The sequence below is a fragment of the Microcoleus sp. CAWBG58 genome, assembly GCF_020883045.1.
GTDB lineage: Bacteria > Cyanobacteriota > Cyanobacteriia > Cyanobacteriales > Microcoleaceae > Microcoleus.
Genome location: NZ_JAHRFA010000049.1, coordinates 1 through 15,468 on the forward strand (window position 1 = coordinate 1; position 15,468 = coordinate 15,468).

General features: G+C 47.2%; 7 protein-coding genes. 5 read left to right on the plus strand and 2 right to left on the minus strand.

What is annotated here, in order from left to right; translation table 11 throughout:
• From QZ918_RS20675 to QZ918_RS20690, 4 genes are all read left to right on the plus strand, one after another.
• Window positions 1-280, plus strand: a 280-nt coding sequence (locus tag QZ918_RS20675; protein WP_293338042.1) for a hypothetical protein, incomplete at its 5' end; no start/stop codon positions are given.
• Window positions 281-366: 86 nt separating this feature from the next.
• Complete coding sequence (locus QZ918_RS20680; RefSeq protein ID WP_293338044.1) at window positions 367-5,877, plus strand: PAS domain S-box protein; 5,511 nt, start codon at window positions 367-369, stop codon at window positions 5,875-5,877.
• A gap of 362 nt (window positions 5,878-6,239) precedes the next feature.
• Window positions 6,240-10,862, plus strand: coding sequence for an ATP-binding protein (locus QZ918_RS20685; protein ID WP_293338046.1), 4,623 nt, complete (start codon window positions 6,240-6,242; stop codon window positions 10,860-10,862).
• A 115-nt stretch (window positions 10,863-10,977) separates the two neighbouring features.
• The gene (locus tag QZ918_RS20690) at window positions 10,978-12,321 is read left to right on the plus strand and encodes a hybrid sensor histidine kinase/response regulator (RefSeq protein WP_293338048.1); all 1,344 of its coding nucleotides are present in this window, start codon (window positions 10,978-10,980) and stop codon (window positions 12,319-12,321) included.
• 295 nt (window positions 12,322-12,616) lie between these two features.
• Here QZ918_RS20690 and QZ918_RS20695 read toward each other — a convergent pair whose 3' ends face one another.
• Both QZ918_RS20695 and QZ918_RS20700 read right to left on the minus strand, forming a co-directional pair.
• On the minus strand, window positions 12,617-13,156 hold the full coding sequence (locus QZ918_RS20695; protein WP_293338050.1) for a GIY-YIG nuclease family protein: 540 nt from the start codon (window positions 13,154-13,156) through the stop codon (window positions 12,617-12,619).
• A 181-nt stretch (window positions 13,157-13,337) separates the two neighbouring features.
• Complete coding sequence (locus tag QZ918_RS20700; RefSeq protein ID WP_293338052.1) at window positions 13,338-13,664, minus strand: hypothetical protein; 327 nt, start codon at window positions 13,662-13,664, stop codon at window positions 13,338-13,340.
• Window positions 13,665-14,292: 628 nt separating this feature from the next.
• Between QZ918_RS20700 and QZ918_RS20705 the strand changes: the two genes are divergently transcribed.
• The gene (locus tag QZ918_RS20705) at window positions 14,293-15,090 is read left to right on the plus strand and encodes a hypothetical protein (RefSeq protein WP_293338054.1); all 798 of its coding nucleotides are present in this window, start codon (window positions 14,293-14,295) and stop codon (window positions 15,088-15,090) included.
• Window positions 15,091-15,468 lie beyond the last annotated feature (378 nt).

Consider the following 15,468-nt stretch of genomic DNA (forward strand, 5'->3'; position numbering starts at 1 on the left):
AAGTTCCTCCCAGAAATCAACTTATCCAGTTTGTCGATTCATTTATCATAAGCTGCTGCGCGCATCAATTGCTTGGTTTCGAGGATTGCAGAAAGGGGAGAGTGGGAGAGGGGGAGAGGGGGAGAATGGGAGAATTTTTTTATTCCCTTTGACTGACAACTATCAACTATCAACTGACAACTATCAACTGTCAACTATCAACTGTCAACTGTTAACTGACTTTTGCAAATCTATCTGTGGGAAGATGGCACGGCGCCGACAAATGTGGTTTGTTATATAAAAAACACATAATTATTTTTAACCATCTTGTTTTATAGGCACAAACAGAAATAGTGCGATCGCGCCATCGCTACAGGTCAAAAAAAAATGAGTCGGTTTCAGGTCTTGCCTTTACCCATTAAATCTTACAGCATTGCTACATTTACCGCAGGCACGGCCTTACTGCTGACAACTCTGTTACTGTTTGCACTTCAGGCAACTCCTGCAATCTTACTTCTTGCCACTGCAATGGTTGGCGGCTGGTATGCTGGTTTAAAGTCCGCAGAACAAGAACTAGAAATAGAACGCCAGATTATCTCAAAAGTAACTGATACCACAGCTTGCTTGATTGTAGTTCTCGACAGTCGAGGACGAATTGTCCGCTTCAACCAAGCTTGCGAAAAAACCACAGGCTACTCGGCAGCCGAAGTTCTGGATAAATATGTTTGGGATCTGTTCTTGATTCCCGAAGAAGTTGAGGCAGCCCAAACAGTTTTTGCTAATCTAAACGCAGAAGTTGTTTACAGCGAATATCAAAACTATTGGCGCACTAAAAATGGCGACAAGCGCTTCATTTCTTGGTCGAATACAGTGATGCTGGGTATTGATGGCTTGGTAGAATATGCGATCGCAAGTGGTATCGATATTACCGATCGCAAATTAGCAGAAATAGCCCTGGCTTCATCCTACACCACGCTAGAAAACTGCGTCAAACAGCGCACGGCTGAGCTAACAGTAGCTAAAGAAGCGCTGCAAGCTCAAGAAGAACGATTTCGCTGTTTGAGTTCCTGTTCGCCTGTGGGAATTTTTATGGCAGATTTTAAGGGGCGCTACACCTATGCAAACCCTCGCACCCAGGCGATTTGTGGCTTGAGTGTAGCAGAACTTTTAGGAGACGGTTGGGAGAATTGCATTCACCCAGAAGACCGATCGCGCGTATTGAGCCGATGGCTGGATTATACTCGGGAACGTGGGGAGTATGCGATCGAGTATCGCCTGCAAACAGCAGAGGGTATTGTACGTTGGATTAATGTTGCTTCGGCCCCGATGTTCTCCGACTGTGGGGAACTCATCGGACACGTGGGCACGGTGCGAGATGTTACCGAAAGACAGCAAACACAAGCAGCTTTGTCTAGCAGCGAACAGCAACTGAGAACGCTGCTAGAAAATACGCCGGATGTGATTATCCGCACCGACAAAAAACTGCGTTATATTTATGTCAACGAAGCAGTTGCCAGAAGTCAAGGAAAACCAATTTCATTCTTCGTCGGGAAAACCAGTCAAGAGATAGGAATGCCGCCGGAACTTTGCCAGAGGTGGGATGAAACTCTCCGCAAAGTGTTAGAAACTGGTCGAGAAGAAATCATCGAATTTCAGGCTTACTCAACCGACGGCATCAGAAGTTATCAATCTCGCGTAGTTCCAGAGTTTGACAAAGACGGCGTACCAGAATCGGCGTTAATTGTTGCCCGCGATATCACAGAACTAAAACTTGCAGAAAGTCAAAGATTGCAGTTGGCAACCGAGCAAGCAGCCCGAGAAAAAGCCCAAATAGAACAGCAGCGATCGGCATTTTTGGCAGAAGTTAGCAAAATTTTGGCTGCTGCGTTTGACGGAGAAACAGTGCTGCAAAATGTCGCTGAATTAGCAGTTAATTCTGTTGCTGACGGGTGCTGCATTCATTTGACCGCAACTGACTCAAAAGTCCGCAAAGTCGCTGTAGCTCACGCAGAAGCCTCTACGGTTGATACGATTAATAAGTTGAGAGTTAAAAGCCCGATCGCCGATCGCGCTTTTAACGGCTATCCGCTAGTAATTCGCACCGGCCAATCCCAACTAATTGCCGAAGTGGATGAGGAGATTTTAGGAGAAACAGCCGAAAATGCAGCAGAAATTGAAATGTTGCAATCGCTCAATATCGGATCTTACGCTTGCGTACCGCTGAAGGCGCGCGGGCGGGTAATGGGTGCGATCAGTTGCTTTACCTCAAAGTTGGGGCGCCGCTACAGTGCAGAAGATATGGCAATGCTAGAAGATTTAGCATACCGCGTGGCGATCGCCCTGGACAACGCCAGACTTTATGCAGAAGCGCAGCAAGCACTAGCTCAAACATCGCAATCCTTCGCCTTAATTGACTCGCTGTTAGAAGCATCTCCCCTAGCGATTTGCTTTCTCGATCGCGAAATGCGCTTCATCCGCATCAACCAAGTATTAGCAGAACTCAACGGTTTGCCAGCCCAACAGCATCTCGGTCAAGACTACCGTCAATTGTTGCCAGAATCCGCAGCCAATTTTGCACCAATAATTCAGCAAGTTCTAGAAACCGGCGAACCTGTTTTAAATGTAGAAGTCAGCGGCGAACATGGGGGAAGACCCGGATATTTCGGCTACTGGCTCGCCAACTACTACCCGGTAAAAAATGAAAGGGGAGAAATCATCGGTGCTGGCATAATTCTCGCAGATGTTACCGCAGCCAAACAAACAGAATTAGCTTTGCGGGAAAGTGAAACGCGCTTCCGCAGCGTGGTAGATTCTAACATGATCGGCATCGGTTTTTGGGAGGCAGGCGGCGCAATTACTGAAGCTAATAACGCCTTGCTGGACATGATTGGATATACGAGAGAAGACTTAATTTCAGGAAAAATCCACTGGAGCAATATCACGCCGCCGGAATACGCAGAACTCGATCGCGCAGCCCTCGCCCAAGTCGCAGCATCAGGAAGTTGCGCGCCCTATGAAAAAGAATACATCCGCTCAGACGGCTCGCGGTTCCCAATTTTAGTCGGCGCCGGAAACTTGCAAGGATGCACAGACAAAGGATCCTTCTTCGTACTCGATATTACCGATCGCAAACAAGCTCAAAACCAGATCCGAGAAAACGAAATTCGCATTCGCAACCAACTAGCAGAACTCGACTTAGTTTACAACACCACACCAGTCGGGCTGTGCTTTCTCGATACCAATTTGCGCTACATCCGCATGAACGAATGCCTCGCTGCGATCAACGGCCGCACGATCGCAGATCACATCGGGCGCACCGTCAGAGAAGCGATACCGGAACTTGCCGATCTCGTAGAGCCGATTTACCTCCAAGTGCTCGCTACGCAAACCCCCGTACTCGACATGGAACTTAAGGCCGAAACCCTTCAACAGCCAGGAGTTGTGCGGGATTGGCAAGTCAGCTTTTACCCCGTGATCGATGAATCGGGAACGCTGTTGGGAGTCAGCAGCGTGGTTGCCGAAATTACCGATCGCAACCAAGCAAAACGGGTAATCCAGCAAAGCGAAGCTTTGTTCCGGCGACTGTTAGACTCAAATATTTTCGGAGTTGCGATCGGCGATTTTACCGGCCGCATCGCCTACGCCAACGACTCCCTGCTCAACATGGTGGGCTACACTCGCTTAGACGTGCTCTCCGGTCAAATGCGGTGGGACAATATGACCCCCTCCGAATACCTCCACCTCGACGCCCGGGCGGCCGGGGAACTGCGGGCGTCCGGAGTCGCAACTCCTTTTAAGAAAGAGTACATCCGCAAAGATGGCAGCCGCGTCCCAGTGCTGATGGGCGCGACAACTCTGTGCCCTGACAAAGGCGAACCGGAGACGATCGTCGGATTCTACATTGACTTGACCGAAATCTCGCGGGTGGAAGCAGAACTCAAAAACAATCAACAACGGCTGCAAATCGCTCAGCAAGCAGGTAAAATCGGAACTTTTGAATGGAACGTCCAAACGGGCGAACTCGCGTGTACGCCGGAGTTAGAGGCTTTGTACGGGCTGTCGGCCGGCGGTTTCTTTAGCAGCTATCAAAATTTGCTGGCAATGGTGCATCCAGACGATCGCACTTTCACCGAACAGCAGATAGAGGCGGCGGCGACTTCCGGCGAGGAATTAAACATCGAGTTCCGCATCTGCCGCCCGGACAGCAGCATCGGCTGGATTGCTTGCAGGGCTAGGGTGTTTCAGGACGATCGCGGTTTGCCCCTGCGAACGATCGGCGTAAACGTCGATATCACCGATCGCAAACAAGCAGAAGAAGCGCGATCGCAAATCAATCAAACTTTGGAAGCCTTGATCCAGGCTTGTCCCCTGGCAATTACCGTTTTGGGCGCCGACGACGGGATTGTGAAAATGTGGAACCCAGCCGCTGAGAGGATTTTTGGCTGGTCAGAATCAGAGGCGGTAGGTCAATTTGTGCCCAGCGTTCCCCCAGACAAGCGGGAAGAATTCACGGCGAACTTGAAAGGAATTCGCGCCGGAAATGCGATCGCCGGAATGGAAACCCAGCGCCAAAGAAAAGACGGCACATCGATCGATATCGGTTTGTGGGCAACTCCTGTCCGCGACGCCAAGGGTAACATTAACTGTATGTCGATCGTCGCCGACATCAGCGATCGCAAGCAAGTCGAGGCAGAACTCGCTCAGTTGCTCGATCGCGAACAAGCCGCGCGGGCAGAAGCAGAAGCCATCAACCGCCGGAAAGACGAGTTTCTAGCCACTCTTTCCCACGAACTGCGGACACCTTTAAACGCAATTCTGGGTTGGGCCCAAATGCTCCGCACCCGCCCGTACACACCAGATTCTTTAGCCTGCGGTTTAGAAGCGATCGAGCGTCAGTCCAGGGTGCAAACGCAGCTAGTCGAAGATTTGCTCGATGTTTCCCGGATTATTCAAGGCAAGCTGGTTCTAAAACCCGGCTGGTTCGTCATGACAAAGACGATCGAAGTTGCCCTCAATTGTGTCAGTTTCGCCGCTCAGGCTAAGTCTGTGACTGTTTCCTCGGAATTTGACCCCGCAATCAGTTTGATGTGGGGCGACGCCCAGAGGTTGCAGCAGGTAGTCTCAAATTTGCTGACTAACGCCGTCAAGTTTACGCCATCCGGGGGAACAGTCCAACTGCGTTTGTCTGCGGTAGCTGTTGCTAATTCCCCATCACCTAATTACGTACAAATTATTGTTAGCGATACCGGCAAAGGCATTTCTCCTGAGTTTTTGCCCTACGTGTTCGATCGCTTCCGACAAGCAGATGGCTCAATTACTAAGGCTTACGGGGGTTTGGGACTGGGATTGGCGATCGTCCGGCACTTGGTGGAACTCCACGGCGGCACTGTACGCGCCGAAAGTCCCGGAGAGGGACTCGGGGCGACATTTACAGTAATGCTGCCCCTGAAACAGCGTCGGAGTCAGCAGCCGCAGTTGAGAGAAGAAAGGCAATTAGCTGCCGTGAGTCCTGGTATTTTGGCTGGTTTAAAGGTGTTGGTAGTTGATGACGAACCCGACAACCGCGAGTTTTTGGTTTTGGCGCTGAAACAGTTGGGGGCTCTGGCGATGGCTGCTGCTTCAGCCCAAGAGGCGATCGACATTTTACAGCAGTCGCCGCCGGATATTTTAGTCAGCGACATCGGGATGCCGGTTGAGGATGGCTACTCGTTAATCCGCAAAGTGCGATCGTCCGAATCTGACAAAATCAAGCGCTTGGCCGCTGTGGCGCTGACAGCTTATGCTAGCGAACAAGACCGGCATCGGGCGATCGAGGCCGGTTACGACGAACACTTAGCAAAGCCGATCGATTCTGCTCGATTCGCCACAGTTTTAGCTCAGTTAAGAACCTTAAACTAACAGAAGGTACGTAGTTGCGCTTGAGCGCTCCGAAAGGCACGTAGTTGCGCTTGAGCGCTCCGAAAGGCACGTAGTTGCGCTTGAGCGCTCCGAAAGGCACGTAGTTGCGCTTGAGCGCTCCGAAAGGTACGTAGTTGCGCTTGAGCGCTCTGAGCTTATATATAACCAAGAGCGCTCGATCGCAATTACATACCTCAATCAAGAGCACTTAAGCGCAACTACATACCTCAATCAAGAGCGCTTAAGCGCAACTACATACCTCAATCAAGAGCGCTTAAGCGCAACTACATACCTAGAAATTAACCTCGCAGAAGACTGCAACAGTTAAAATTCGATCGCCAGCCCAACTCCTCGATCGCGTCATGCTCATTAATCCCCTCAACCGCCCAACCGCCGAAATTTTCAGCAAACCTCGCCTGGGAACAGTTGTGATTGTTCCCTTTGTGTTGCTAACAGTCAGCGCCGTCGGGCTAGTGGGTTATCTTTCTTTCAAAAGCAGCCGGGAATCCGTCGAGGATCTAGCACAGCAGTTAATGGAACAAGTAGGAGAGCGAATTGGCGATCGGCTCACCAACTACCTCAACGCCCCCCAGAACGCCGTAGCAGCCAACCGTCTAGCAGTAGAACAAGGAATGCTGAACCTCAACAACACTCAGCAACTGCGACAGAAACTTTGGCAGCAAATAATCCTCAACCCCACACTGCAATCGAGCTTTTTTGTCAATGAGCGAGGAGAACAAATTGGGTACGGTCGCCTGATGAGCGAGGAATTTGTGCAACAAGTCACAAAAGTGACAGGAGAGAAATTCTCAGTCGGTACGCGTTTTTTTGGCAGCATGAAAAGTACCGACCTGGGTAAAATGAAATACTACTCGGTTGACTCCAAAGGCAATCCCCTAAAACTGCTCTATAGCATCCCTATGGATAACCGCGAAACTGCTTGGTTTCGCCACGCCAAAGCCTCCAACAAACAAACTTGGTCGCCAATTGTTGTTTTCAACGTTATGCCGAAGTTAGGAATTGTTGCGGTGTCTCCCATCAAGGATGCTGCTGGCAAATGGCGGGGGGTTTTTACTTCAAATTATGGGCTGTCGGCAATTAGCAGTTTTCTCGATCGCCTCTACTTCCCTAAATCGGGACAGACCTTTATTATGGAGCGATCGGGCAATCTGGTTGCTACATCCACCCTAGAAACGCCCTTTGTCAAGCAAGGAAAACAGCCACCGACGCGATTGCTAGCCACCAACAGCCAGGATACCCGCACCCGAGACATTGCTCGGCAACTCACCAACCGCTTTGCCAACTTGAGTTCGCTGGATAGAGCTCAGCAATTTACCATGACGAGCAACGGATCTCCGCAGTTTGTCAGCGTCGCTCCCTATGGAGATGCCTATGGCTTGGATTGGTTGATTGTGGTGGTGGTGCCAGAGTCGGATTTCATGGCTCGCATTCAAGCAAATACCTACAATACATTGTACTTGTGTGCAGGTACGCTGGTGTTGGCGATCGCGATCGGATTGTTGACTGCCCGTTGGCTAACACAACGCATTTTGCGCTTGAATACCGCCGCCAAAAATTTAGGAAAAGGAGAATGGCATCGACCTTTAGAAATTAGACGCTTCGATGAACTCGGAGACCTCACCAGTTCCTTCAATCTGATGGCAGTGCAACTGCAACAGGCTTTTTCCGAACAAAAATCTTTAACACAAGCTTTAGCGCAAAGCGAGAGCCAACTCAAGCAATTTTTGGAAGCCATACCAGCGGGGATATCTATCCACGATGCCTCAGGTAAAGTCGTCTATTTAAACCAAACTGCCAAGCATTTGATCGGCGTACAAAATATTCCCGATGCGACCTTAGAAGAAATGGCAGAAGTTTATCAACTCTACTACGAAAACCAGCTTTGTCCAAATGAAAAAATTCCGGCATTCCGAGCACTGCGGGGCGAAACGTTGCTCGTTGAGGATTTAGAAATTCATCGATATGGGGAAATTATTAAGCTTGAGGTGCGCGCCACACCAATTTTCGATACAGGCGGCAAGATTATTTATGCCATCAATACTTTTACTGACATCTCAGGGCGCAAACAATCTGAAAAACTATTAACTGACTACAATAACACTTTAGCCACCGAAGTTGCGGAACGTACTGCTGCCCTAGCTCTGGCTAACGAACTATTAAATGATGAAGTTGCAGAGCGCAAGTTGATAGAACAAAAACTTGACAGTTCTACTCAAAGAATTCTGAAAATCTTTGAGTCAATTGCAGATATTATACTAATTTTAGAATTACCAGAAAAAACAATTGAAGTTATACCTACTAAGGGAATTTTTCAAGACAACAATCAGGCAGATCAGCTCGACTCCATCCTAGAACAAATTTTTAATGAGAGCTCCCAAGACATTTATTTCACTCAAGTTCGAGAGGCATTAGAAACCCAGCAAACTATAAATTTTGATTACAGGATGCAGATTAACAACCAAGAAGTTTGGTTTGCTGCTAAAATTTCGCCATTGTCCGATCGCTCTGTGGTTTGGGTGGCCAGGGACATTAGCGATCGCCAGTTGGCAGAAGCCCGACTGCTGGAAGCCCAAAAAATTGCCAGGATTGGCAGTTGGGAACACGATATAGCCCAAGCAACAAGCACTTGGAGTGAAGAACTCTATCGTATATTCGAGCTCGATCCGACTCAAAAACCCCTAGCAACCCCAGAATTAGTCGAGCGTTTTCATCCCGAAGATCGATCGCCCTATCTGACAATGCTCCAGGAGAGAGCGATTAATAAAAAAAGCTTTGAACTCGATCTGCGACTGATCTGCAAAGATGGCTCGCTCACTTACATAGAAGTGAGAGGGAAACCCGTTTTTGATAGAAAAGGGCAGTTGCTCCGTTGGTTCGGCACTGTCTTAGATATTACCGCTTACAAACAAGCCGAGGCAGCTTTGCGAGAAAGCGCCCAGCGGGAACAAGCAATCGGGCGCAGCATCGATCGCATCCGTCAGTCCTTAGATATTGATACCATATTCCAAACCACAACCTCAGAATTGCGAGAAACACTCAAATGCGATCGAGTCGCTATCTATCGTTTTAATCCAGATTGGAGTGGCGAATTTGTTGCCGAGTCAATGGGGGAGGGCTGGATATCTGTGATACAACAATTGGACGAACTTAATTTACCAAACAATCTCGCCACCGACTTTCGCTGTGCGGCGACAAACTTACAAGCCTGCGGTGAAGGAGTACGAGATACCTACCTACAAAAAAATCAAGGCGGTATCTACGATATAGGTGTTTGTTACCGCATGGTTGAAGACATATACACTGCTGGATTTAGTCCTTGTTACGTGGAAGTGTTAGAGCAATTTCAAGCCAGAGCCTACATTATTTGCCCCATATTCTGCGGCAGTCAACTTTGGGGTTTGCTCGCCAGCTATCAAAATTCTGGGCCCCGCACTTGGCGCGCAGCAGAAATCAATATTGCGCTGCAAATTAGCACTCAACTCGAAGTCGCCTTACAACAAGCTCAATTGCTCGAAGCCACTCAACAGCAAGCCGTAGAACTCCAACAAGCCGCCTTAGCAGCAGAAGCAGCCAACCTCGCCAAAAGCACTTTTCTGGCCAACATGAGCCACGAATTACGCACCCCTCTTAACTCAATTCTGGGATTCTCCCAATTGATGCAGCGATCCGCCAACCTCAACCGCGAACAACAGGAAAATATCGGCATCATCAACCGCAGCGGAGAACACTTGCTAAGTCTGATCAATCAAATATTAGATTTAGCCAAAATAGAAGCAGGACGCATTACACTCAACCCAACAGACTTTCAATTAAACAGACTGCTAAACGAGGTGGAAGAGATGTTCCAACTTCAGGCACGCGAGCAAAAATTAGAGTTAATATTTAGCTACTCTAGGAATATTCCAGAATATTTGCACGCCGATCAAGTTAAGTTGCGCCAAGTTTTAATTAATCTGCTTTCTAACGCCATTAAGTTTACGAAGGAGGGAGGCATTGCAGTAAGAGTAAGTTCGGTAATTGAACAGGAAAATCAGCAATTACCAATCAATTACAAATTACATTTTGAAATAGAAGATACAGGCTGCGGCATGACTCCCGATGAGTTAGACCAGCTTTTTCAAGCCTTTGTCCAAACCAAAACAGGAAAAACATCTCAGCAGGGAACCGGTTTGGGGCTGGCCATCAGCCAACACTTTGTCAAGCTGATGGGCGACATCATTACTGTACGCAGTAAAGTAGGACACGGCACCACCTTCGCCTTTGATATCCCCGTCAGCGCAGTTGAGGCGGCGGCGATTGAACCGGTACAGCCGTCGCGTCGGGCGATCGCCCTAGAATCCAACCAACCGCGCTATCGTATATTGATTGTGGACGATCGCGAAGACAACCGCCAACTGCTGCTCAAAATCCTTGCAACCTTTGACTTTGAGCTCAAAGAAGCCTGTAATGGTGTAGAAGCCATTGAAGTGTGGACGAGTTTTGAGCCGGACTTAATTTTTATGGATATGTGGATGCCCGTAATGGATGGAGGTGAAGCCACGCAACGCATTAAAGCCACCGTTAAAGGTGAAACTACCGTCATTATTGCCGTGAGTGCCGCTAACGCCGAAGAAGCGCGAAGTGTTACTGTATCAAATGATTGGGATGACTTTATCCACAAACCCTTTCGAGAGACAGACATCTTTGCCACCCTCCACAAACATCTCGGAGTGCGTTACATTTACGATGAACCGGAGAGTGTGCCGGAGCCAACTCAAATCGAGGCTCCGACTCCAGAAAACGTTGCAGCTTTACCAACGGATTGGCTGACAGCTTTAGAAAAAGCCACTATTGAGTGCGATTTAGAGCTGATTCTCAGTCAAATAGAGCAAATTCGCGATCGAAATGACCCATTAGCTAGCGCTCTCGCCGCCTTAGCTAACGAGTTTCAGTTCAATCAAATACTAGCTCTCATCCGTCCCTAAACCAAATAAAAATGATATTAGATCGGGTTCGTAGTGAGGACTTTAGTCCTCATCAAACTTTGAGGACTAAAGTCCGAACGATCAAACCTACAAAGGTTATTTTACCAGACTAGATATGAATTACGAAGCAACTCCCGTCTTAAAAGGGAATATTTTAATTGTTGATGATGTTCCCAATAATTTGCACCTTCTAGCTAAAATACTATCGAGGCATGGCTACAAAACACGCACTGCACCCGACGGTCAACTAGCCCTAAGGTCGATCGAATCAACACCTCCTGACTTGATTTTGCTGGACATCATGATGCCCAGTATGGACGGCTACACAGTCTGCAAAGTATTGAAAGCTTCTGCCACCACCAAAGACATTCCCGTCATTTTTATCAGCGCTTTAAATGAAGTGTTAGATAAAGTCAAAGCCTTTGAAGTTGGCGGTGTAGATTATATCACAAAACCTTTTCAGGAACAAGAAGTTTTGGCGCGCGTCTCAAATCAACTCTTGCAGCGCCAGTTGTTGCAGCAAACACAATCCTACGCGCAGCAACTCGAAGAAACTTTAACTGAACTCAAGAAGACTCAATCTCAGTTAATACAGAAGGAAAAAATGGCTTCTTTAGGGCAACTAGCCGCAGGGATTGCTCACGAAATCAACAATCCAGTCAACTTTATCTCCGGCAATATTACTATGGCTGCTGACTATGCACAAGACTTGGTTCGCCTCATCAAATTATACCGACATTACTACCCGCATCCCGTGGCAGAAATTGTCGGCGAATTGGAAAAAATTCAACCCGAATTCATTGCAGATGATTATCCAAAACTGCTAAGTTCGATGAAAGAAGGTACTTCTCGAATTAGCGAGATTGTGCTGTCTTTTCGCAACTTCTCCCGCCTGGGCCAAGAAAAGTGCAAGCCAGTGGATATTCATGAAGGCATTGACAATACTTTAGTTATTTTGCAACACCGCCTCAAAGGAGCCAACAATATCGGTGAGATTGAAGTGAGAAAACACTACAGTAAACTGCCAAAAATCACCTGTTATGCCAGTCTATTAAATCAGGTATTTATGAATCTGCTAATCAATGCTATTGATGCGCTGGAATCTCAACCTTATCCCCGAAAAATTACCATCAGTACTTCAGTAAGTTCTGATTCAGAACCTGCGTTGTACAATCCAAATTCAAAATTGGCAACTCAAAAGCCTCCGTTCGTTATGATTTTAATTGCCGATAACGGTTGCGGGATTTGCGAGGCAGTGCGCCACCGGATATTTGACCCATTTTTTACTACGAAGCCTGTCGGCAGGGGTACTGGATTGGGCTTGGCAATCAGTCACGATATTATAGTAGAAAAACATGGAGGTAAAATCAGTTGTATTTCGATTCCCGGTGGGGGAACAGAGTTCATTTTGCAGATTCCGATATCTGTTCAATGTGACGTATTAAATGTTAACATTTAAAGATGAAATATCGTAGGGAAACGGCACTATTTTTCAAGGTATGTAGTTGCGCTTCAGCGCTCTTTATAATACAATAGTAATCTTCAAGGTACGTAGTTGCGCTTCAGCGCTCTTTATAATACAATACTGTTCAGTTAAGGCTTTTGGACGAATTTCCGATCGCGATTTTATAGGCGATACAGGCATTTCTAGAAACTCAGATTGTTCTTAAGTCAACCGTATTCCTTTATAATCTTAAGAAAGAGCGCTGAAGCGCAACTACGTACCTCCCAGTTGGCAGTCAGGACTATTGTAGTTACTTCAAATCCAGCAAGCCGTTAGTTTTTAGCTTTGGATTAAACCGGATTTCTTCAGTTACACCGCGAGATTTGAGCAGCGCTAAAATTTCATTTTCCACGCGGCGAGCTACATTTTTCAACAATTTATCTTTGGCAAGTTCATCGGCGACAATACCTTCATAATTTGCTACTTCTTGCGAAGTCATGACAGTTTTGGTGTCAATGGGATCGTTCCACTTGGTAGCATCGGCACCGTTTCCCTGGGGCTGGGAACCGTTTTCGGCAATCCAACTCTCTCGGATGCTTTCTAGAATAGTGCGGCTGGGCTTGTCGATAGTTTGGACTTTCAGCCAGTAGCAGTTGTGCGGTTGGCGCACCAGATACTGTTTGAGGCTGAGGTAAATATCGCGAGAATAGCCGACAAATTGCAGCACTTTCCGATCGTCAAAAATCGCGCAAACGCCGATTTTCCCCTGCACGAACTCCGGCAATTTTCCCTCAGCATCAATGTAGGGAATAAATTCTAAACTAGCTAAATTCTGAATCTCTTCTGTCATTTTTTGTGAATAGTCGATCGTAAATTATTCCTACCGTTTACCTGCATTTCTAGCAATTTCCAAGACGGTCATAACACATTCGACTGCGCGAGCGTGCATCGCGGTTTTAATCGCTGAAACCATTGCTATTATTGCATATTCCTTCTTCCTTCTTCCTTCTTCCTTCTTCCTTCTTCTTTACCTAATTCTTGAAAACGCGATAAACGGCACAGAGGCGGCTGGGTTTAAATATTTTGGCTTGAAACATGAAATTAGGCGGGACGTTGACGATCGCAAAATCGATCGATTCGTGATACTTTTCAAATTCCGCAGGCATTCCCTTGGGCGTCTCGCTGCTGTAGGGGACTGGCTGAAAAAGTAACTCGGCAAACTCAATCCGCGAGCACTGCAATTGCATCGCTACTTGTTGGAGAAAGCTTTCACCTGTTAGTGAATGGAAGAGTGCGGCTTTAGCATCCGGTTCTAGGACAAAACTGCTATCGTAGCTTTCAATAATCTTGAGACCCATTTTCTGTATACTCCTGACAGACGGCGGTTAACGGTTGTCGGTTAACTTTTAGGCGATCGACATATCCTGAATTTTACCTGAGACTGGCCGTGTTGAAAGCAAAAATTATTCAGCAGAGCTGCCGATAGAAATATGATAATCCCGAAATTTTGACCAGAAAACTAGACGCAAGCCCCCGGCTTGAGACGTGGGGATTAGTCGGTCTGCGGTTTTAACCGCCAGTAAATATTGTATTTGGGGACTAAGCATGGTAATGTAATTGGGTGAGTATGAATAACCGTCTGCGCGTTGAATCATCCTAGTACGGAGAAATCCCGGCAACTCAGATATCCGGCTAGAACCGGAATACTTAGAAAGGGCAAATAATGGCAGGTTGAGGAGCGTACCTATCTGGCTTGTGATGGACTCCCAAAGCAAAAGAAAAACTAAAAGTAAGCCCAACTGCAACACCTCTAGTATTGGTAGTTGATTTGAAGGGTCTAGGGGGATATTTGCCTATCCCTTCCAAGTTCGGCTTGGAGAATCCCCCGGCGACCGCCGTGGGGAGTGTCAAAAATAGCCCTGATTTATTTGCCGATCGCTCTTATCATGTCGGTATCGCAATCTATCAGACTACGACTAAAAGGCTATGCAGAAGATCGAAGACGCATCATTCCCCACGATGAGAATTTCCCCAAACCAGCAGGATTGGCTAGAATTGGCAGAATACGCCTCTATTGCCGGTTCAGCGATTGGCACCATTGCTGCGGGATTGTCGGGGCAAATTCTCTACGCTGCCGCCCCGCTAACCGCAGCACTCTCGCTGAATCTCGCCAATCGCCAGCGTTTTGAGCAGAAAATCCAACAAAAGGCAAATTCTGCCATCGCAGAGGTACAGGCCGTAGCAGAAGCTCGATCGCAGCAAATTCAGAAACTACCTGGAGAACTTACCAAACTTGATTCTACCGTCTCCGACTTAAAACAAAAACTCGGTATTTTGGAATCGGGCGCCATCGCCGACATACAAGCTGCGGTAGCCGCACTCGAACGCCAAGCGCAGGCACTTCCTGCCGATTCTCAAGAACTCTACAGCATCCTGTCGGGTTTGCAGGAAAAACTCCGCATTCTGGAAAATAGCGCCCTCAGAGAGCATGATTGGGAAAATGTCAACGTCCGATTTTTGTTGCTAGACGAGAAGTTAACTGAGGTTAGAACTATTACAGCAGAGTTGCAGGAGCGATCGAACGAAGTAGACTTGGATCGAATCCAAGGTTCTTTGAAGCAATTGCAGGATTTGCTCGATCGACCGACAATAGACACAGCGACTCTGCAAACCGAGATTCAGCACTTGCAGGAGCAAGTTTCCGAGTTGCAGCGGCAAAATCAAGAAATTGTCAAGCCTTATTTGCTGCGCTTGACTCGCGCTGTCAAGAAACTTAGTCAGTAGTTATTGGTGATTGGTTATTGGTTATTGGTTGTTTGTTATTTACCTTGTTTTCTGGCTTTGCTGCCAATAACCGATCGCAAATAATCTCAGATACGCTCAATTACCGATAAGAAAAAATGTTTGTAGTGAGGACTTTAGTCCTTGATTTATGAGGACTAAAGTCCTCACTACGAACTAATTTTATAGTCTGATAGCGGAGACTCTCTAACCCTTGCAAATAACTAATAACTAATAACTAATAACGAAACTTTATCAAGAAATTGTCAAGCCTTATTTGCTGCGCTTGACTCGCGCTGTCAAGAAACTTAGTCAGTAGTTATTGGTGATTGGTTATTGGTTATTGGTTGTTTGTTATTTACCTTGTTTTCTGGCTTTGCT